The sequence below is a fragment of the Paraburkholderia sp. GAS448 genome, assembly GCF_050435685.1.
GTDB lineage: Bacteria > Pseudomonadota > Gammaproteobacteria > Burkholderiales > Burkholderiaceae > Paraburkholderia.
The window spans coordinates 67529-87176 of the sequence record NZ_JBNDKT010000035.1 but is presented as its reverse complement, the minus strand read 5'-3'; the positions used below and the strand labels follow the sequence as shown (position 1 = coordinate 87176).

Here is a 19648-nt window from a genome sequence, read left to right as displayed (position 1 = left end):
CCTGACGGGGTCTTGGTAATGCATCAGTGGTCCAGCAACACCAGCGAACGGACGGCACCTTGTCCTTTGTCGACGACGCAATAGCAGTCTCTCCGGCACTATCGCCTGACAGGGCGGTACACCCCGATGCTGTTCGATCGACTGACCTGCCAGGGTCCAGACAGCCCAACCCATACATGGCAGCCCAGCTATGCAAAGCGACCGTATCGTCCCATCACGGGCCGCTCCCGCTCGGGAGGAAATACGCGCCACCGACCGTCGTCATGCCGGAAAAAGAACAGCTCGAAGGGTCCCGTTGCCCGCGATGACTCGATGCGGATGCAACGATGATGACTGGTGCCCGGATAGCTGTATCGCGTCAGTCTGATCGTCCGCCCGGGCGTCAGCCATTTGTCGATCAGCCAACGCAAAGACTGCCCCTCCGTACCCATCTCCTGCTCCTCAAACGCTTCCCGGGTTCGCCGCATCCGGCCCCGGGTGGTGGCGCACCTTCTGGTTCGTGTTCCACCGCCGGTGCTCATCTAAATCGGTCTATAGACCTATAATAGGAGTCGTTGGACCTATATGCAAGCAGAGCATACATAGGTAAACTCCTAACATACCTGTATTTTTTTTCGGAATCTTATTTGTAAGATATGAAATATTAACAAGCAATCTAGGTTTCTGGACCTATAAAAGGGCGAGCACGTGGGCCGACGTTGCTGCTCGCCTGGACATCTTTACTCAGCTCAATGCAGCCTCAGCGAGGCTCCATCGGAGCCTCAGGTTCTTTGGCCATCCCGCGACCGAGGAAGGGAAATGAAACAACTGATCACTACGGCGGAAGATATGTCAGCCGCCAATTCGACAGGCGAGACCCGGCGACGGGGAAACCGAACTACGCGCGTGCCTGAAATCCTCGAGATTTCAATAAACGCCTTCGCCACCGACGGGTATGCGGCGTTCAACCAGCGGCGTGTCGCGAGGATGGCCGGCCTTCGGTTGAGCACGCTCCAGCACTACTTCCGCACAAGGGAAGACCTGCTGCGGGCTACCGTCGGGGCAATGGGCGACCGCTATCTGGATTTGTATCGCAAACTGTCCGGCGATAGTTCGCTTACGCCGTTGGCACGTCTGGATAAGATTGCCGATGAGACATTTAACGCGCTCGCGCGACCGAATAGCAACTTCAGCGCCCTAGCGATTGAACTCTGGAGTTTGGCTGAGCACGAGGATTTCGCTCGTGATCTCCTCGAGGAAATCACCGGACAAAACCAGGAGATATTTGCAGACCTGGTCGCGAAGATCAATCCAGAATTGTCTTCAGAGGACTGCACTCTGCGAGGCGCATTGCTCACATCAAACCTGCAGGGCTTGCTCCTCTTTGTACGTCGGGCAGGCAAGAACACTCCTGATCTCGACGGGCTTCGCGCTATGACGAAGGTGGTCTGGAGAGCACTGAGCACCGCACCAGGCCCGTCCTGAAAGCCTGAGGAGGGCAACGCGCGTCGCGAGGCCGATCTTTCTGTGGTCGCGCAGCAGGCCAGTCGCGAAGGTCCGTATGGACGCACAGCGAAGCCGGCGGCAAAGCCCGGTGGCGTGACCACGAAGGCGGCAGCCGGATTCGCGCGCACTCGTCTAGCCTTTCGCTTTCTTTTGTCTTGGCGTCGCGCCATTTTGTGCGAATGCATCGACCTCTTCGGGGCGATAGCCGGCCTCAGCCATGACCGCATCAAGGTCGGCGGCGAAGGCAGGCGGCGCGGTTCGAACGCGTGCGGGTGTTCGCGACAGCTTCACCGTCGGTCCAATCCCTCGGTAGCCAGGCAGGTCGACCACCATTCCACGGGCACGCGTATGCGGGTGTTGCAGCACGTCTTCGACAGAATTGACTTTCGAAGCCGAAACGCCCACCTCCGTCAGTCGCTCGCACAGCACCGCCGCGTCGAAATCGCACAGCATGTGCTCAATTTCTTTGCGCAAGGCGTCGCGGTTCTCTACACGGACGCGGTTCGTTGCAAATCGAGGATCGTCGATCAGGTCATGACAGCCCAACATGCTGCAAAAGCGCCGGAACTGCCCATCATTAACCACGCCGATGAAGACCTCGCCGTTGCGCGCGCGAAACGTATCGTAGGGAGAGATGTTAGGGTGCGCGTTGCCTGTGAGCTTCGGCGCAATACCCGAGGCGAACCAGTTCGAAGGATGCGGATGCAGCAGGCCCAACGCGGTGTCAAACAGCGAAGTCGCCACCAGTTGCCCGCGGCCCGAGTGGGTGCGTTCGGCGAGCGCAAGCAGGATACCGATGACAGACGAGAGACCAGTGGCGGTATCGACGATCGGGACGCCGACCCGCGTCGGCCCGGTGTACGCGTGCCCATTGACACTCATTAGGCCGCAAAATGCCTGCAACACCGCGTCGTAGCCAGGTTGACCGGATAAGGGGCCGTGTTCGCCGTAGCCGGAAATCCGGCAATAGATGAGCTGAGGGAAGCGCTCGGCGAGTGTCTCCTCATAGCCAATGCCCCATTTGCGCATCGTGCCGGGCAGAAAATTCTCAATGAGCACGTCGGTGCTGGCAAGCAAGTCAAGCAGAACTTCCCGGCCGCGCGGTAGAGAAAGATCGAGAGAGATTGCGCGCTTGTTGCGGTTCAAGCCGTGAAAATAGGCGGCGCTCTCGTCGACGAACGGCGGACCGAGTTCGCGGGTTTCGTCGCCTTGTGGCGGCTCAACCTTGATGACGTCCGCCCCATGGTCGGCAAGTATCTGGCCCGCGTACGGGCCGGCAAGCACTCGCGACAAATCGAGCACCCTTAGACCTTGCAACGCGCTTCTGCCCTTGGCACCGTCGCAGCATGTATCATGAACTGCTGAGTCCGTCACTTTCGTCTCCTGATTCTCTTCGTGGCGCAGTTATGCTCGATCCTTCGCGGCCGCCGCGCGGCCGTTTCCGTTTCGCATTCAGCTTCGCGCAGGAAGCTCCACGACACCGCCCCCAATTACAGAAAGCTCATTGTCCTGATTGGTCGCTTCCTGTTCAATCTCGACCAGGTGACGCCCCGACTCCACGAACTTGCGCTTGACTGTGCCCTTGATGAACAACATGTCGCCCTCAGGATTATGGCGGCGAATCTTGCACTTTGCGTGGCGCAAGAATCCATCATCGCCCATCCAGTTGGTCAGGTGGTGCGTCAACCAGGAGCAGCGCTCGGGACCATAGTCGTACGCGCCGGGTGCGCCGACCCGCAGCGCGAACTCCTCTTCCCAGTGCACGCGTTCCGGGCAATCGGGAACTCCAAAACGGTTCTTGATCCCAACCCCTGGGTGTGCGTCGATCAGTTGCCACGCCAGCTTGTTCGCCCGGATGTAGAGGCCGCCCCAGCCCTGGGCAAATGCGATGAAACCCGTCACCGTCATTGGCCCCTTGAACATAACTGGTAGCGCCTCACCCTCCGTCACGTCGTCCCAGTAGCGGGTTTCCGCGCCACGCACCTTCTCGTTGCGATAGAGGTCATAGGCCGCCGCCAGTTCCTCCTCGGAGTAGTAACGAGGTGCTCGCGATCTCACTTCGGCATACTTTGTGCCACGCTCGCGCGCATGATCGCGCTCAGTACGAAAGCACCAGCTATCGGCGTCGGCAACGAGGTCACCCTCCTGGTTGTAGAAGTCGACGTGATAGATCTGCTGGATCGCCCGGCCGGCGAAGCGCGTATCGTGCTCAATCAGATCCTTGAGGCGCGCTTCGGTCGTGATCACGTCGTTGCGCCGCACGTGCTTGTGCCAGTTCCAGTCCGCGCCGGACCACATCGCATGCACGCCTGGCAAGCCGCCCACATACCCGGAAACGATGCGGCTTGTCGTGAACAGAAAACTCGGAAGCGCAATGAGGCCGCCGTGTCTCGTCGTCGCGGCGTAGTCAGGATCGCACCACAGGGGGTTGTCGTCGCCGATGCCGTGTGCGTAGTGGCGGATGTTGTCGCGCGTCGCCTCGTGACACCAGGGTTCGACAGTGGCGCCGATCTTCACCCCGATACGCCTGCTCAGTTCCTCCAGCCCCTCGTCGGTGATCTTCGGGAACATGACCTGATCTTCTGCCATACACTCCTCCTTGGTAAAATCAATGTGAAACGGCCGAACTGGATCGCTCGCGCTCGCGCAATACCCTGCGATTGACTTTGCCGGCGGGATTCTTCGGAAGCTCACCGACAAACTCGACGAGGCGCGGGTACTCGTGCTGGCTCAGACGCGCCCGCACCAACTCCTGGATTTCACGAGTGAAACTTTCGCTGCCCTCGCGCGCGGAAACCACGAACGCCTTCACAACAAGGCCTCTCAACGGGTCGGGCACGCCGATTACCGCTGCCTCACGGACATCGGGATGCTTCAAAACGGCGTCCTCCACCTCCACGGCACTGATGGTCCAGCCCGCCGAAATGATCACGTCGTCCGCCCGACCGCGGTGAAAGAAGTAACCTTCCTCGTCGATCCGTCCGAGATCTTTCGTTGGTAGCCATCTGCCGCCGCGCCAGACCACGAGTTCGCCCGTAACGTTTGGCGCGCACGGTTGTCCGTCGGCATCGTGCACCGCAACCCGCACTCCCGGCACGGCTTTGCCCAGCGAACCATCCTTGACCGGAAAATCCGGCGCACCGGGATAACTCGCCAGAATCACGCCGACCTCGGTCGTGCCGTACATGCTGCACACAGCGCAGCCGAAGGTCTTCCTGATGAACTCTGCGCTCTCGCTGTCGATCGGCTCTCCGGTGAACGTCAGTTTCTGGATTGCATAGAGATACTGATCGGTGGCGCCGGAATTTCGGATCATCCGGTAATGCGTCGCTGCAGCGGACATGTTCGTGAATTGGTGTTCAGCGAGTGCACGCAGCAGGCGTTCCGGCGCGAATTTTCCGGCGTAAGCGCCGATCGTCGCGCCGAGCGCGAGCGGTGCAAGCGTGCCATGCCACAAGCCGTGCCCCCACGCCGGTGAGGAAGGACAGAAGAATCGCTCACGTGGCCTCACGCCTGTGCCATACAACGCGGCACGTAGCACCATGACCAGCGAACGGTGTGTATGGCGCACGGCATCGGGCAATTCACGGGTCGTGCCCGAGGTGTATTGAAAAATCGCCAGATCGTCGCTCTGCGTCGCCGCCGCGAACCGGGTGGGATAGCGGGAAAGACACTCGAACCACGCCTGATTTGCGAAAATCAGGTTGACGCATTGGGTGGAACCAACAACCTGCGCCTTTTCATCGTGGGTGATCAGCGCAGATGGCTTGCAGTCCTCCACCCTCAGGCGCAGCCCGTCTTCTCCAAACAGCGTGAAAAGTGGAACGGCAATCGCACCAAGCTTCAGTACTCCGAAAAGAGCCGCATAAAATGCAAGCGAAGGATCGAGCATGATCCCCACCCGGTCGCCTGCGCGCACTCCCTGCGCGTGCAGGTAGTGCGCGACCTGCGATGATGTTTGCGCGATCTGGCTGAAGCTCAGGATCTCATCCCGGCCATCGGCATGGGCCACAATCACGGCCGTTCGGTCGTCGAGGGCATGCCGGTCGATGCATTCGTGCGCAATGTTCAGAAGCGGCGGCGCCCCGTCGACGAGGTCCCACAATGCGTCCGGACTGAAGTGCCGTTGTGCATCGGCATAGGAGGTGTATGCCGTCAGTCTGCTCATCTTGAAGTGTCTCCATGTTTTTACGGCCTGCTAGCTTGAAACCCACTTTAGGAGTCGCTTGTATGTTTGTCAAATAGGATGTAGATTTGTATATATACAAACAGGAGCGAAAAATGAGAAAAGTTTCGAAGGCAGCGCCAGTGCCGGAAAAGAAGGCGACCGGCCCCCGTGTACGGCCGGTACCGGCCGTCACGCGGTCGATCGCCATCCTGCGGTTGCTCGGCTCCAACCCGTCGCCGCTTGGAGTCAAGGCCATTGCCGACGAACTTGACCTGGTTCCGAGCACCTGTCTCCACATCCTGCGCGTCCTCGTCGACGAAGAGCTGCTCAAGATCGATCCCGCGACCAAGCGCTATAGCCTCGGGCCCGGGATGCTGGCGCTGGCGCGCAGCGCGCTGAAGAGCGGCGGCTTCAATGGCGTCGTGCAACCGTATCTGGACGACATTTCTGCAAAGTTCGGCGTCACCGTGATGGGCGTCGAACCGAGCGGCTTGAAGCACATGGTGGTGAAATCCCTTGCCGCATCCGAATTGCCCATCAGCCTGCACGTCGAGCTCGGAAGCCAATTTCCTGCGCTAATCAGCGCAACGGGCCGCTGCGTTGCCGCATTCGGCAACTTCAGCACCGATGAGCTGAGGAGTGGGTTCGATTCGTTACGGTGGCAAAACCCGCTATCGTTCGACGCGTGGCTGAAAGAGGTCATCACTACCCGCAAACGCGGCTTCGGCGTGGATCGTGGTAACTACATCGCTGGTGTTACAGTCATCGCCGTTCCAATTCTGGATTCGAAGCAGCATATGGCCTTCGGGCTCGCTGCCGTAGGCCTCACCGATCACATGAACGCGTCACGGGTTGGCATGCTGGCCACCGAGCTTGTCGATGCTGCCGCGGAACTGGCGTCGCGCCTGCCCTCTCTTCGCTGATCATGAACGCTTACCCCACTCCAGTCGAACTGATGAACACGGGTTGGCGGCTCCACGCGCGAACGGGTTTCACTGGACTTGTCGGGCCACTGTGGAGCCGGCGAGACCAGGATGGGGGGTTGACGCTGGGCGTGATCACTGGCGACGACCATCTGAATCCCGGAGGCTTCGTTCATGGCGGCCTGCTCGCTACCCTACTCGACCACGTAGTTAGCACGCTTGCCTGGGAGGCGGCGAATCGCACCCCGTGTGTGACGATTCAACTCGATACGAAATACCTTACCGCTGTGCCCAGCGGATCATTCGTCGAGGCACGCGGATCCGTCATTCGGCAAACGCGCGAACTCGTTTTCGCACAAGGGGAACTACGAGTTGGAACCGGTGTGGCAGCAGTCGGGACGGCGGTGCTAAAAATCGTCACGTACGGACGTAAGCAAGGCAACGGTGATTGAGCGGCCAAGTTATCCTGCGTTAGTGCCTACAGTTGATGTTGAAACAAAGGGCGATCGAGCTTTGCGGATAGGCGTAGCCTCGTGCAGTCAGGGTCATGTGCGCTAGTGCGGTGTTCGGTTCTTGACGAAACTTATACGGATCGCTGTGCTCGAATGGATTAATTTGGTTTGCTTAGGAGCGAGCAACTGCGAGTCGTTGTGCCACCCCGTTTACCGACACATTCGGGGTAGTGACAATGCCCCGTCCCACCCAACCCTTTGAGTATGGCCCCTTCACGGAAGATGGAGGGATCTGTCAGATAGTGAGCCTCGATGTCGATCAGACTACAAATCGGAAGATCGCCGTTGCAGCCCATGCTGCCTCCTCGGCCTCAAATACTGTGCGCGGCAACATTGATCCCGCCAGGTGCAATTCGAGGATTCGTCTCATACTTCGCTACGTTTTGTATATATACAAAAATACATCCTGTTTGACAAATGCACAAACGACTCCTAACGTGTGCGTCAAGCTAGCAGGCCGCAAAAATGTGGAGGCATTTCAAGATGAGCAGACTGACGGCATGCACTTCCTATACCGATGCACAACGGCACTTCAGCGCTCATCGCGCCTTCGCAGCTTAAGCATCCCAGCCCATTTAAGGAGAATCAGCATGAGCACGATCTACGACATCCCCCTCAAGCGCATCGATGGCGCCAAAGCAAGTCTGGACGACTATCGTGACAAGGTACTCCTGATCGTCAACACCGCCTCCAAATGTGGGCTGACGCCCCAGTACGAAGGACTGGAAAAGCTCTACCAGGCCAAGCACGCCCAAGGGTTGGAAATCCTCGGCTTCCCTGCCAACAACTTTAATGGACAAGAGCCGGGCAGCGACGCCGAAATCAGCGAGTTCTGCTCTCTCAACTACGACGTGCATTTTCCCCTGTTCTCGAAAATTTCCGTGAGAGGCTCGGACCAACACCCGCTGTACGCTGTGATGACACAAGCGCAGCCGACGGCAATCGGCGACGGCCCGCTCCGAGAACAGCTCAAGGGTTATGGCATTGACACTGCAGCCCCGCCCGACGTGCTATGGAATTTCGAGAAGTTCCTGGTCAGTCGACAAGGCAATGTCGTAGCGCGCTTCGCCCCAGATACGGTCGCCGACGATCCGCGCCTGTTGCAGGCCATTGACGCGGAACTGGCCAGGCTTTGAGCCGACCTCCCGGCATTGTCAAGTTGCTGCGCGAAAAGCCAGCTCTCTGGAGCGACTTGGGACGAGTTTGGGTCACTTCCGTTCAATCCCTAACCGCCATTAACATCCGGAGTTTTTGCGTATACGAATGCGCATACTTCGCGTGGCAAGTAATATTTTTCATTTTAATTCATACACTTACGCCAACTATTCGAGTCCTCTCCTGGAGCCAAATAAAGGTTTTGCATGATAAATAGGAGTCCGATTCATCAAGAAAAATTTTCGACGCACTACCAAATTCTGTTTCTTGCCGTCCAGCGTCAAACATGGCGATCCGAGTGCAAACGGGTACATTCTTGAGCACACAGAAGTTCGAGCTCAAGAGATGTACTCACGAGTCTTGGCTGGCTGTGCCAGCGCTCGGACGCTCGCCTTTGGATTCGTAGCAATCCAGCCGTCCAGCATATCTGCCCACGCCTGGAGCATCGCCCTCCTCTGCTCCGCATACTCCGCCTTGTTGTAGACCGCGCGCACGCCACGCTGTTCGTGAGCGAGGTATTTCTCGATCCAGTCGGTGTTGAACCCTGCTTCGTGCAACAGCGTGCTGGCCGTCCGACGCAGATCGTGCACCGTGAAAGGATCAAAATCTGCCCCGCCGTCGCGTATCAGCTTGACCGTGCTGTCAATGATGCGGCAGAGTCGCCGCACTTATTGGGGAGGCCGTCTCATAGCGGCCGGGATGCACGTACGAACTCGCTCCGAAGCACGTCTTGAATGCGGCCAGAATGTCCAGAGCCTGTTGGCTCAGATAGACAATGTGGGGGCGACCGGCCTTCATCCGTTCCTTCGGAATTGTCCAGACTGCGGCGTCGAAATCTATCTCACCCCACATCGCCAGAATGAACTCGGACTTGCGCACCAGCGTGAGCAGCATGAATCTGATAGCAAGACGCAGCGTAGGTATCGTCGGCGTCTGTTCCAATGCACTGAAAAACACGTGGATTTCGGGAGGCGACAGCCCGATTGCGCGGCTTGAAGCTGGCGATGGCAGACGGGCGGATGGCCTCCGCAGGATTGTCCACCTTTAGTCCCCGCGCCTGCGCGAAACGGTAGACCTGCAGAACGATGTCGCGCGCCTGCACGGCAGGGGCCGCAGCGCCCCTCTATCTTCTCGCAGCGCGCCATCAGTCGTGCGGGCGTGATCTCTTCCAACTTCAGCCGGCCAAATTTCGACGCGAGATTCCGCTCGTATACCGATTTGCGCATCGCTCGTGTGGAGTCGGCAAGAGCAGTCTCCACAAAGTATTTCTCCGCCCACTTACCAAACGTTAGCGCTTCGGTCGCCTCGACCCGTTTCTCGACTTTCGCACGTGAAGGACTCTCTCCGCGTTGGATTGTTCCGTAGGCTTGGTCGCGTAGAAGCCGGGCTTCCGGGAGGCTGATAGCCATTCCGAATCCGAGTTCGTCTGGCTTGCGTGGCTTCCGTGCGGAAAGTGATGGATCGTATCGGCCGATAACCAGGGTTTCCCGGCGACCGTTCACCCGGTAGTCGTACCGGAAGCTCACCGCGCCTGACGGCGTCACTGCCGCATATAGTCCCCGCTGATCGGCAATCTTGTAGATCTTCTTGGCCGGCTTCAGCGCTCGCATCTGCATGTCTGTGAGCATAGGGACTCCTCGAACGTATATCGTCAACCGATACCGTCAGACTGATTTGACGGTATCGGACAAGGCCGTCCGAGGAAGAAATGTCGGTACCGTCTCCGATACCGACATTTCCATTAGGCATTGCCCGGATCACAGCAGACCACACCGGACAATAACCTCATGTGTTTAAACGGAAAAACATGGAAAACCGGACCTCCCGGAACGACTTGGGAGCAGCCTAAATCATTCCCACTCTATTATCTTTTGCATCGGAATGTCATTGAATTTAAATGCTTTTCCTGATGCCCATTGATCTCATACCGTCAGGTATACCGTCACCGCAGATGCACTGAAAAAATCGCCCTCGCCTCCCGGCTGCCGGAGTGTTTCCTGTTGGTCCAGCACGTTCCCGTAGCAAGCTTACACACATTATCGACGCCACTGTTACGCCGCAGTGCAGCGCCGCGACCGCCTGCCCTCATCCGAACGTGTGTGCGTCCGGATCCCATCGCTCACCCTTAACCGTCATATCGCGCTCACCCTCAACGGTCTAGACCAAATACGTGCAAGGTTGACTCCCCGGCTCGTAACCTTTCCAGAATTTCCCTCTCAGCCGCCTCACGTTTCTCCGCGGCCAGCAGCACTTCACTGATCCGCTCATTGGGGACAGAGACCACTCCGTCAATGTCACCTACGATCAGGTCGCCAGGACTCACGAAGATGTCACCCATCAGCACAGGCTTGTTAAGCCATCCCGTCGCACCAAAATCTTTCCCCGTACCGCGGATGCATAAGCCTCTTGAGAAAACAGGAAACCCAACTTCCTCAAGCAGAGCGCCATCTCTCACGCCCGCATCTATGACCAGGCCGCCCAGTCGGGCGACTATTCCTGCAGTCGACATGACCTCGCCCCAATATCCTGCTTCATAGTGGCCGCTCGCATAGACGACCAGGATATCGCCCGGGCTGGCCGCCTTGATGGCTCGATGAATCCACAGATTGTCGTTCGGCGGGCAGTGCACAGTAAAAGCCGGCCCTGCCAGCCTGAAACTGGCCGCTGTCGGCTTGATCGACGACGGTAATGCCCCGATCCGGCCGCCAGCTTCGTGAAGTGTCGCCGAGCCGAGCCTGGCGGCTCGTTTGATGTGGTCTGCAGGTAGAGCAACCGTTTTGCGCACCGAGATTGACGTATCGGCAAACGGATCGTGTTCGTCACTCATGCTGAGTCCTTCAAAGACTGAAGGCGGTGGTACCCAAAGTGACGGCGAGCCTCGTCTAGCCGAGTACCCTGTCGTGCGAGAGCGCGAATTGCGTCTTCGGCACGCGAAATCTCCTCAGCCGCATCAAGGATGGCGTCCTCATGGACGCTGGGTAGCACCACTACACCGTCCGCATCGCCGCGCACGAGGTCACCTGGCGCGACGCGAACCGATCCAATTGAAACCACGACTCCAGTGGCCTCCACCTGCACACGATCCTTGCCAGTTCGCATCCAATGTCCGCGAGAAAACACCGGGTATCCGAGCTTGCGACAGAGCGCGACATCGCGACAGATTCCATCTATGACTGTTCCGGCAATCCCTCTACGATGAGCGATCTCCGTCAAGATGTCTCCCCACACTGTTACATCTTCACGGCCCCCGTTGTCGAGGACGACAACCGATCCGGGAGGAACGTCATCGATATAGTCGCCTACCGTACCAGCGGGCTTGGAGGCCGGCCCGTAAAGAAGCGTGAAGGCTCGTCCCGTCAACCGGAACTCGTCAGCACGAGCCTTGATCCAGGCACATTGCCCGTGGATTCCAAGGCGATCCAATGCATCGCTCAAAGTTGCGCAGTCGAGCGAGGCTGCACGTTCAACATTTCGGTCCTGATTCATCGCTTCAGCATCTCCTCGTAGTCGGCACCCATGACATGCGTAATCGACATCCCCTCCATCAAAGCCTTGCTCATGATGCTTTCGCGAGCTGATATCTGTTCCGCGGTATCGAGGACAGCGGCGATGTGTGAGGCTGAAACGAACACGACGGCGGTTCCATCTGCAATCACGTAATCGCCCGTTTGCACAGTCGCGTCCGCGATCTGAACTGTTCCGCCCGTCTCCAGTTCCGCAACTCGGCCACGCGCTGTTAGGGCTGTCGAGCCACGCGCATAGATCGGGAATCCCAATCCACGCGCCTCGTCAACGTCACGCACTAGCCCGTCAGAGATAACGCCTGCGATCCCGCGAACTTTTGCGCCAGTCGACAGAATTCCGCCCCAGGATCCAGCGACGATTCCTGTACGCTGTTCGACTACGATGACGTCTCCCTTCCGCGACATTTCGATGGCCCGCGCACCGAGGTGTGGAGCAGGTGCTCCCCTGCTCGAAACCACATCGGCCTTCACCAGTTTCACGGTAATAACGCGTCCGTATACTTTCGCCAGACGCGATAGCGGTGAGAGTCCGGTGACCGTACCTTTAAGAGAGAGCTTGTCCAGGCTGTCGGAAACGGCGCAGGTGTCGAGCCGGCCAAGCCGCTCCAGGATCGTTGAATCGTTCACGTTGGTCATTTCAGTACGGCTATGATTTCGAGTTGAACAAGCATGCCGCCTCGGAGCGCGGACACGACTGTATGGCGAGCGGGACGGTCATGCGCATCAGGGAAAGCGCGCAGCCATTCTTCGTTGACAGCAGCGCGATTTCCCTCCTCGCTAACGAGCACTCGGACATGGCCGACATCACCCAAATCGCCTCCGGCCTTTTTCAACAGCCTTTCCATGTTTGCGAAAGCGAATCGGACCTGCGCAGAGAGACCCTCGGCCAGACTACCAGCCGACGGGTCTACTCCCATGATTCCGGAGGAGAACAGCATGTCTCCGACTCGGGTGCCAAAAGGAATCGGCACGGTATGCGAAATCCCTTCTAGATCAAAAGACTCGCGGTGTGGTCGGTCTGGGTTCATAGCCATTTTGCGAACGCCATGCCTACGCCCGTCCCAGCTTCCGAGCGATATCCGGGGATGTAGTCAACGAGCTTCATGCGCAATCCCTCGAGCGCCCCGCCCGCCGCAATCCAGTTCAGAACCTCCGAAGATCCGGACTGCAACTTACTTCCCGGTACTGAGGAGAGCGCCTCGCCATCGCCCTTGGCGAGCCCCTCCAGTATCTGGCGATCAAACTCGCTGTCGATAACGAAGTGACTGAGCCCACCAGAGGCAATCACCGCTACGCGTTCCGCGCCGGGCCACGATTCGATCGCCTTGCGGATTGCCTGTCCAAACGCGTAGCAACGCGCCGCAGTGGGTTGGTTCGGAGGAACGTAGGTGTTGATAAGCACGGGGATCATCGGGATGATCTTGTCCTCGCGCATGATGCGGCGACGCACGAACGTAAAGGCATGTCCCAGAGAGCGTTGTTCGTGCTGGCGTGAGTACTGAGCCACATCAAAGTTTTGCTCCATCAGATTTTCAATGATGTGGCGACCGAACTCCGGATGACCCGGATAGCCTTCCTGCCTCTCACCATGAAATGCCCACAGCACTGACGCTCTGGAAGGAACGCTCATATCACCATGGATAAATTCCGGTCTGTCCCAGCTCTTGTCCCCCCAGAAGACTGAGAACGTCGGCATGCAGTCGTCGAGAAATAGTTCCTCCTGGTCATCACCGATCAACACGACGACGTCGGGGGCGACATCGTTGAGTGTCTGAGCGAGATCGGCGATTGCGCTCTGGACTGCGCTATGCTTTTTTTCCCAAACCTCTGGACTGAGTTCCTGGTCAATCCAGTCAGACTTGCGCTTCAGGAGCTCTTCATAGGGTGTGCGATTCTGGTCAATCCGCGCCTGCTCGCTCCACCACTTTGGCTCCTGGCTAACTTGAGGACTGTGCGACATAGCCAGTCCCAGCACGATCTCGGCCATAAAACTCCTCATTCCTCGTTTGAAGATGCGCGCTGTGCGCATCGATGTGTACGCGTACTCGTAAATGTCAGCTCGCGGCCCATCCGCCGTCCACCGGGAGAATCACGCCGGTTATGAAGCTCGCGCCGGGAGACGCCAGAAATAGAATCGGTGGACCTATCTCGTCTGGATGGGCGGCACGACCTAGCGGCACCCTGTGCTGAATAAGCATGCGCCAGCGCTCGCTTGCCTGGCTCTGTTGCGACATGTCTGTAGCAAATGGTCCGGGTGCAACCGCATTGACGCGAATACCACGTGGCGCAAGTTCGACAGCAAGCGCTTTTGTCATCTGCACCACTGCGCCCTTGGAGGCAGCATATGCCGAGCGCTCGCTCATTCCGATCAGCCCTGCAGTGGATGCAACATTGACGATTGCACTGCCGGGTTTCATGTGCGCAACAGCGGCGCGACAAACCGACCATACTCCGTATGCGTTAGCACGCATCACCTGCTCGAAGTCGGCATCCGACGTGGCCTGCAACGTTCCACGAGCAATCGCGCCAGCAGAATTCACGAGAATGTCGATGCTACCGGCGTATCTGATCGTCGCTTCCACCACCTCCTCCGCAGTTCCCGGTTGCGACAAATCTCCGACGACGCAGGAAACCTTCGCACCAGCGCCTGCCAGAATTTCGGCCCGTTCATCAAGCGATTGTTGGTTACGTGCTACCAACACCACATGAGCTCCTGCATTGGCCAAGGCGGCAGCTGCCGCTGCGCCCAGTCCTCTCGATCCCCCGGTCACAACGGCGACCCGTCCGGATAGATCAAATGGCACGCCTGCGCCATTGCTCATACCGCTTTCTCCCGCAGAACACGTCGTAGCACCTTGCCCGAATTGGTCTTAGGCAACTCGTCGAGGACCTCGATCAGGCGCGGCACCTTGTACGACGCCAGTCGCTCCCGGCAAAACAGCGTCAACTCCTCTTGCGTAATCGTCGCCGATGGACGCAAGACGACGAACGCTTTCGGTGCTTCGCCACGGTAACTATCAGGCACTCCTATCACCGCGGCCTCGCTAATCGCTGGATGCTCCAGCAACACGTCCTCGACCTCGCGTGGCCACACCTTGAAACCGGATGCGACGATCATGTCCTTTGACCGGTCTACGACATAAAACCAGCCTTCTGTGTCGGCACGCCCGATGTCCCCCGTGCGCAACCAGCCGTCTTCAAATGCAGCCGACGATGCGTCCGGTTTCCGCCAATACCCCGCGACGACCTGCGGACCCGATGTCATCACCTCGCCAACATCTCCGCCGAAGGGCAACGTCGCACGCGACTGCAAATCGACGATCCGGCAACGTGTTCCGGGGACTGGTACACCTATCGATAGCGAGCCAGTCAATTCATCCACCGGAGCTCGGCGTCCCAAAGGCACCAGGTGCGAGGGCGACGTCGTCTCCGTCAGACCATAGGCGTTGTGGATATACACGCCCGTCGCTGCCTCCCATCGCTCGACGATCGCCGGCGCCACGGGTGCGCCCCCGCTAAACAACTTGCGAAAATGGGATAGGCGCGAGGGGTCGAACGCGGGCTGGTCAAGAAGCGCAATGTAAGCAGTAATGGCCGCCACCGTCGTCGTGCAGCGATGGCGCGCCAACAAATCGAGTACGGTGGCTGCTTCGAACCGATAGCACATGACTACGGCAGCTCCCGCGACCAACCCTGCCGCGATATGGGCGACCAACCCTGTTACGTGCGAAAAAGGCGCGGCCGCAAAGAGGACATCATCGGAGGTAAGTTCCAGCCATTGACGATAGACCTCCGCGTTGGACGCCACATTTGCGTGAGTGATGAGTGCAGCCTTGGGCTCGCCCGTGGTTCCTGACGTATACGTCAGGAAGGCGATATCACTCCGATCAATCGACCATCCAGACGACGTGCCTGGCTCGTCGAGAAGCGTCGACAGACGGCTCCATCCGTGGGGCATCTCAATGTCCTCACTGACTTTCCCGAGAAGGGCGGGCGTGTCGCCCTCACGAAGAAACTCATTGGCAAACGAGACTGCGACGGAAAGGCTGCCTCCCCAGTCCAAAATCGCACCATGAAGTGCCATGGCCTGCTCTGCCCCGACGATCGCCGCACCCGGTTCAGCGTCGTGCAGATAGTGAACCAGCTCTCGCCGTCTGAGCATGGGATTGAGCGGCACAACGATTGCACCCAGACGCCAGACCGCCAGCACTCCGATTACCGTTGCCGGAGTGTTTTGATTCAAGATTACGACCCGGTCGCCTTTCTTTACCCGATCGGCCCACGCTGTAACCAGGGCGTCGACCTTTTGGCCGAGCTGACGGAAGCTAAGCGCGGTATCGAAATACCAGAGCGCAATCGCATCGGGGCGCGCCGCCACGTTGACCTCAAAAGCGTCAAGAGGCAATGCTGGCTCGATAGCGACGTCCGGGCCGATACCGGGGGCGTAGAGGCGGACCCACCGGCGATCGTCGGTTGACCCTTCATCACTCGAGACTCCATCGGAGAGGGGGATCTCAGACATAGTCATGCCATTTCATATAGTTCGCGAAAACGGGCGGCGATCTGCTGGAGCCGGTCTAGCTCCAGGGGGCCCGCCTGTGCGGCAGCGATTGCTTCGTCGAGATGTGAACGCTCGGAGATACCCACTAGAACTGTATCGATCTGGGGTTCACTCAAGGCGAAACGCAGCGCGAGACTGGCCATTGACGCGCCTTCTGGCACGAAGGCGCGAAATGCATCCGCCTTCACGCGGTCCGCATCCACTTCGGCTCGAGACAGTGATGAATAGGACTTCGCAAAACGATGAAGCTCACCGCTTTCGCTAAGCGCACCCGCCGCGAGAACGCGAATACCGACCACGCCAACATCGCGGTTCGACGCCTTCGAGATCATCTCTTCGTAGTCCTGAGCCCGCCACGCTGCAACGGTCGCAACGACCGCGCTCGGGTTGATGAGGTTGTAGTAGGCTTGAAAAAGGTCGAAGCGGTCGGCTTCGATGACGTCAAGAATCGAGTCGGTATGACCTAGACCTGTGAAACCAATGGCACCGACGATGCCTCTGCGTTTCAATCCTTCCATGATGTCTGCTACCCCGCCGGGCTGCAATACGTCGTCTACGGAGAGAACACGACCAGCCAGATCCCGTTGACGTCCCACACGACTATGCAGGTACAGGATGTCCAGGCGTTCTCGGTTCAGCCGTTCCTGACTGCGCTGGACGGAACGGACGATTGCACCTTCCAGGTCATCAAGGTCACCAGGGGCAAAGTCGATCTTGGTACTGATGATCGGCGATGCTCCGAGGGTCTTGAGCGTCTTTCCCAGATTAACTTCCGAGTGGCCGCCGCCGTATGTCGGAGACGTGTCGAAGATATTAATCCCCCGCTCCAGCGCGCTGCCGATGACAGCGCACTGTTCGTGCTCGCTGCCGCGGACCATGAGCCCCGCGGTCCCGCCACAGCCGAGTGAAATCTCAGAAACTTCAAACCCGGTACGTCCTAAACGGCGTTTACGCATCGACGTTGCTCCTTGACGAGGCTGCATCCTGAATGACGACATGAGCTCCACGAACTACACCACCATCGAGCAATCCTTTGAGAACAGCTTCCGCAGCCTCAAATCCGTGGACCTCCCCTGCAAACCCTCGAAGCCTCTTTCGCTCGGCCGAGACAATCTCTACCGCCATTTTCAGAGACTGAGCCGATGCACCACGTCCCCCTTTAAGGATGAGTCCCTTGCGACGAATCGTCTCCGGTTCCATCCCAGACGGTTTAGTTGAAGTGCATGCCAATATCACTCGCCCAAGTGGACCAGCCATTTCAACCGAAGCCGCAACGTACTCCACCGGAGCCTCTGTCACGACCACGACCACGTCGTAGGGTCCTTCGATTTTCGGTGCAGCGGGAAAGCTGCGCACGTTGGCTCCCATTGCCCAACAGGTTTTGATCGCGTCTACACCACGTGAATCGCCGTACACGACAACTTTCGACGCTCCCGCGTGTAGAGCCACCAAAGCTGTTGCCGCGCCCATCCGACTCGTGCCGAGGATCGCCACTGATTCCCCTGCCTTGATCTCTGCGCCAAGGTGGAGCCATTCAACGCCCGAAGCTACGGGAAACGCAAAGGTCGCGAGCTCGATGGGCAAATCTTCAGGTATCGGGACAAGTACTGACTGTTCGTCGAGCGTCACAGTCTCTGCATATCCTCCCCAGTTACTGGAAGATGAGTCTTGAACAATGTGTCCATATCGCGGTGATTTGCAGAATCGCTTTTGATCGCGCAGACACCAATCGCACTTCCCGCAAGGCCGTGCGTCATCGATCATGACCCTTGCACCGAGCAACTCCTGTAGCGCGCGCGGGGCGGTGGGACCAACATCGTCGACGCGCCCCACGATCTCGTGCCCGAGTACCAAAGGCGTAGTCATCACCGGTCCATATCCATGGAGTGTTTCGGCATCTCCGATACAAACAGCACTCCCTTCCACCCGGAGAACCGCTCCACTCTCACCCGCTGATACCACTGGGAGATCGCGCAACTCCAGCTTGCCGTCTCCGATGTGAACGAGGCCTCGCATCAAACAGCCTTTCCCAGTGACGCCGTTGACGCGGCGCCGTAAAGCTTTTCCCACCAATCGTCGTCGCGATTGATCGTCGCCGCAGCGCTTCGTACCTGGCTGTAGTCGCTATTAAGCGCAGGGATTTCAGGTTCCTTGCCGTCTCGAATCTGACGAGCTGTTGCGAGGAGCATGCGCCGCATGTGAACAATTGCCTTGTCGGTCATCCCCAGGTGCTCAATGGTGCGATCCTGGATGGGCCCCATCGACTCCTGCACAGCAATGTCTTGCATGGTCGTGCCATACAGTCCGGTGTAGGTCTTACCCGCCTTGATGCCTTCGCGATCCTGGAACCATCGATTGTCGGCACGTCCTGGACGGCGATAGTCGGGCAGCAGATCCTCACCCATCCGCAAGCCGAGGAAGGTTTCGTGCGCCTTCACTTCGACTGGCGAGAGTGGATGTTCGTTGTCGTACCAGACAAGGTACATTGCCGTGTTTTCGCTATCTAGCGGCACTGACGCTTGCATGTACACGGGAGGGATCATGCTGTAGAACGGTAAGGCATAAGCCGTAGCCCTCACGTATGCGAGTTTCTCCGGATCGGCCATTGCCTTGCGGATTGCGCCATAGACAAAGCCGAACTCGGTCTCTCTTACGTCGATCTCGGGTGAAGTATCGGTTGAAGGCCGCGAACGTCGGCCATCGCTGTGAACTTGATCCTGATCGTAATCGCCCGACGCACTTGTCTCTGCGCTATGCAGAAAATCACTGTGTGCCGAATCAAGTGAACCCTCGAGCGACTGCACAAAGTTGACGTTATAGAGCGTTTTTCTCACAACGTAATGAGTCGACGGCAAGTCCATCCAGGCAAAGTGTGGCGGTGGAGGTGGCTCTCCGGGTCCCAGGTAAGCCCACAACAGTCCGCCCGCTTCGACACACGGGTAGGTCGTGTTATTCACCCGTCCGCACATCCGGCTATCTTTCGGCTCGCCAGGCATTTCACATACATGTCCGGCCACATCAATCTTCCAGCCGTGATAAATGCAGCGCAGTCCGTCACCTTCATCACGCGCTAGCATGAGCGATGCACCGCGATGGGGACACGCCTCGGACATCAAACCTACCCGGCCTTCGGCATTTCGCCAAGCCACGAGTCGCTCGCCCACCAGATTGACGCGAACCGGCCCTTCGCCGGGTGACGGAATCTCATCCAGCAAACATGCCGGCATCCAGAACCGCCGCAGGAAGATGCCCATGGGCTGGTCTCCCTCTACACGGCACATCAATTCATTGTCAGCCTTTGACAGCATGGGGTATCTCCA

At 58.4% G+C, this 19648-nt stretch carries 17 protein-coding genes and 1 pseudogene; 4 read left to right on the top strand and 14 right to left on the bottom strand.

All coding sequences use genetic code 11. From position 1 onward, the window contains the following. The first annotated feature begins 798 nt into the window (after positions 1 to 798). Positions 799 to 1464, top strand: a complete 666-nt coding sequence (locus P3T23_RS38075; RefSeq protein ID WP_429321214.1) for a TetR/AcrR family transcriptional regulator — start codon at positions 799 to 801, stop codon at positions 1462 to 1464. Positions 1465 to 1617: 153 nt separating this feature from the next. On the opposite strand, the gene P3T23_RS38070 is transcribed toward P3T23_RS38075, so the two are convergent. The 3 genes from P3T23_RS38070 to P3T23_RS38060 all read right to left on the bottom strand — a co-directional run bounded on the left by P3T23_RS38070 (position 1618) and on the right by P3T23_RS38060 (position 5653). Continuing rightward, positions 1618 to 2859: a CaiB/BaiF CoA transferase family protein gene (locus tag P3T23_RS38070; RefSeq protein WP_429321213.1), complete on the bottom strand. Its 1242-nt coding sequence runs from the start codon at positions 2857 to 2859 to the stop codon at positions 1618 to 1620. A gap of 78 nt (positions 2860 to 2937) precedes the next feature. After that, positions 2938 to 4074, bottom strand: coding sequence for an FAS1-like dehydratase domain-containing protein (locus tag P3T23_RS38065; RefSeq protein ID WP_429321212.1), 1137 nt, complete (start codon positions 4072 to 4074; stop codon positions 2938 to 2940). 19 nt (positions 4075 to 4093) lie between these two features. Then, positions 4094 to 5653 (bottom strand): acyl-CoA synthetase, encoded by a 1560-nt coding sequence (locus tag P3T23_RS38060; protein WP_429321211.1) that lies wholly within the window; start codon positions 5651 to 5653, stop codon positions 4094 to 4096. Positions 5654 to 5766: 113 nt separating this feature from the next. Between P3T23_RS38060 and P3T23_RS38055 the strand changes: the two genes are divergently transcribed. From P3T23_RS38055 to P3T23_RS38045, 3 genes are all read left to right on the top strand, one after another. Next, a complete protein-coding gene (locus P3T23_RS38055; RefSeq protein ID WP_429321210.1) occupies positions 5767 to 6576 on the top strand; it encodes an IclR family transcriptional regulator in 810 nt (269 codons plus the stop codon). 119 nt (positions 6577 to 6695) lie between these two features. Continuing rightward, a complete protein-coding gene (locus P3T23_RS38050; protein ID WP_429321209.1) occupies positions 6696 to 7028 on the top strand; it encodes a PaaI family thioesterase in 333 nt (110 codons plus the stop codon). A 650-nt stretch (positions 7029 to 7678) separates the two neighbouring features. Continuing rightward, complete coding sequence (locus P3T23_RS38045) at positions 7679 to 8224, top strand: glutathione peroxidase (RefSeq protein ID WP_429321208.1); 546 nt, start codon at positions 7679 to 7681, stop codon at positions 8222 to 8224. Between the two features lie 357 nt (positions 8225 to 8581). On the opposite strand, the pseudogene P3T23_RS38040 reads toward P3T23_RS38045, so the two are convergent. The 11 genes and pseudogenes from P3T23_RS38040 to P3T23_RS37990 all read right to left on the bottom strand — a co-directional run bounded on the left by P3T23_RS38040 (position 8582) and on the right by P3T23_RS37990 (position 19636). Further along, positions 8582 to 9871, bottom strand: a pseudogene (locus P3T23_RS38040) (tyrosine-type recombinase/integrase). Positions 9872 to 10392: 521 nt separating this feature from the next. Continuing rightward, positions 10393 to 11070, bottom strand: a complete 678-nt coding sequence (locus P3T23_RS38035; RefSeq protein WP_429321207.1) for an RraA family protein — start codon at positions 11068 to 11070, stop codon at positions 10393 to 10395. Then, positions 11067 to 11729 carry an RraA family protein gene (locus P3T23_RS38030; protein WP_429321206.1) on the bottom strand — a complete coding sequence of 221 codons (663 nt, stop codon included), beginning with the start codon at positions 11727 to 11729 and terminating at the stop codon, positions 11067 to 11069. Before P3T23_RS38030 ends, P3T23_RS38035 begins: the two co-directional genes overlap by 4 nt. Then, positions 11726 to 12403: an RraA family protein gene (locus P3T23_RS38025; protein ID WP_429321205.1), complete on the bottom strand. Its 678-nt coding sequence runs from the start codon at positions 12401 to 12403 to the stop codon at positions 11726 to 11728. Before P3T23_RS38025 ends, P3T23_RS38030 begins: the two co-directional genes overlap by 4 nt. Next, positions 12400 to 12795, bottom strand: a complete 396-nt coding sequence (locus P3T23_RS38020) for a RidA family protein (protein WP_429321204.1) — start codon at positions 12793 to 12795, stop codon at positions 12400 to 12402. Before P3T23_RS38020 ends, P3T23_RS38025 begins: the two co-directional genes overlap by 4 nt. Beyond that, a complete protein-coding gene (locus P3T23_RS38015; protein WP_429321203.1) occupies positions 12792 to 13754 on the bottom strand; it encodes a protocatechuate 3,4-dioxygenase in 963 nt (320 codons plus the stop codon). Before P3T23_RS38015 ends, P3T23_RS38020 begins: the two co-directional genes overlap by 4 nt. 67 nt (positions 13755 to 13821) lie before the next feature. After that, positions 13822 to 14589, bottom strand: a complete 768-nt coding sequence (locus P3T23_RS38010; protein ID WP_429321202.1) for an SDR family NAD(P)-dependent oxidoreductase — start codon at positions 14587 to 14589, stop codon at positions 13822 to 13824. Next, positions 14586 to 16295: an AMP-binding protein gene (locus tag P3T23_RS38005; RefSeq protein WP_429321201.1), complete on the bottom strand. Its 1710-nt coding sequence runs from the start codon at positions 16293 to 16295 to the stop codon at positions 14586 to 14588. The genes P3T23_RS38010 and P3T23_RS38005 overlap by 4 nt, the downstream gene beginning before the upstream one ends. Continuing rightward, a complete protein-coding gene (locus tag P3T23_RS38000; RefSeq protein WP_429321200.1) occupies positions 16292 to 17284 on the bottom strand; it encodes an aldo/keto reductase in 993 nt (330 codons plus the stop codon). The genes P3T23_RS38005 and P3T23_RS38000 overlap by 4 nt, the downstream gene beginning before the upstream one ends. Continuing rightward, a complete protein-coding gene (locus P3T23_RS37995; RefSeq protein WP_429321199.1) occupies positions 17277 to 18344 on the bottom strand; it encodes an alcohol dehydrogenase catalytic domain-containing protein in 1068 nt (355 codons plus the stop codon). The genes P3T23_RS38000 and P3T23_RS37995 overlap by 8 nt, the downstream gene beginning before the upstream one ends. Then, entirely contained in the window at positions 18344 to 19636 is a 1293-nt protein-coding gene (locus P3T23_RS37990) for a Rieske 2Fe-2S domain-containing protein (RefSeq protein WP_429321198.1), read from the bottom strand. Before P3T23_RS37990 ends, P3T23_RS37995 begins: the two co-directional genes overlap by 1 nt. Positions 19637 to 19648: the final 12 nt, after the last annotated feature.

Bases quoted from the DNA above. Each gene is read 5' to 3' on its own strand.
- P3T23_RS38075 (WP_429321214.1), top strand. From the start codon at position 799: ATGAAACAACTGATCACTACGGCGGAAGATATGTCAGCCGCCAATTCG.
- P3T23_RS38065 (WP_429321212.1), bottom strand. From the start codon at position 4,074: ATGGCAGAAGATCAGGTCATGTTCCCGAAGATCACCGACGAGGGGCTG.
- P3T23_RS38060 (WP_429321211.1), bottom strand. From the start codon at position 5,653: ATGAGCAGACTGACGGCATACACCTCCTATGCCGATGCACAACGGCAC.
- P3T23_RS38055 (WP_429321210.1), top strand. From the start codon at position 5,767: ATGAGAAAAGTTTCGAAGGCAGCGCCAGTGCCGGAAAAGAAGGCGACC.
- P3T23_RS38045 (WP_429321208.1), top strand. From the start codon at position 7,679: ATGAGCACGATCTACGACATCCCCCTCAAGCGCATCGATGGCGCCAAA.
- P3T23_RS38035 (WP_429321207.1), bottom strand. From the start codon at position 11,070: ATGAGTGACGAACACGATCCGTTTGCCGATACGTCAATCTCGGTGCGC.
- P3T23_RS38030 (WP_429321206.1), bottom strand. From the start codon at position 11,729: ATGAATCAGGACCGAAATGTTGAACGTGCAGCCTCGCTCGACTGCGCA.
- P3T23_RS38025 (WP_429321205.1), bottom strand. From the start codon at position 12,403: ATGACCAACGTGAACGATTCAACGATCCTGGAGCGGCTTGGCCGGCTC.
- P3T23_RS38020 (WP_429321204.1), bottom strand. From the start codon at position 12,795: ATGAACCCAGACCGACCACACCGCGAGTCTTTTGATCTAGAAGGGATT.
- P3T23_RS38015 (WP_429321203.1), bottom strand. From the start codon at position 13,754: ATGGCCGAGATCGTGCTGGGACTGGCTATGTCGCACAGTCCTCAAGTT.
- P3T23_RS38010 (WP_429321202.1), bottom strand. From the start codon at position 14,589: ATGAGCAATGGCGCAGGCGTGCCATTTGATCTATCCGGACGGGTCGCC.
- P3T23_RS38005 (WP_429321201.1), bottom strand. From the start codon at position 16,295: ATGACTATGTCTGAGATCCCCCTCTCCGATGGAGTCTCGAGTGATGAA.
- P3T23_RS38000 (WP_429321200.1), bottom strand. From the start codon at position 17,284: ATGCGTAAACGCCGTTTAGGACGTACCGGGTTTGAAGTTTCTGAGATT.
- P3T23_RS37995 (WP_429321199.1), bottom strand. From the start codon at position 18,344: ATGCGAGGCCTCGTTCACATCGGAGACGGCAAGCTGGAGTTGCGCGAT.
- P3T23_RS37990 (WP_429321198.1), bottom strand. From the start codon at position 19,636: ATGCTGTCAAAGGCTGACAATGAATTGATGTGCCGTGTAGAGGGAGAC.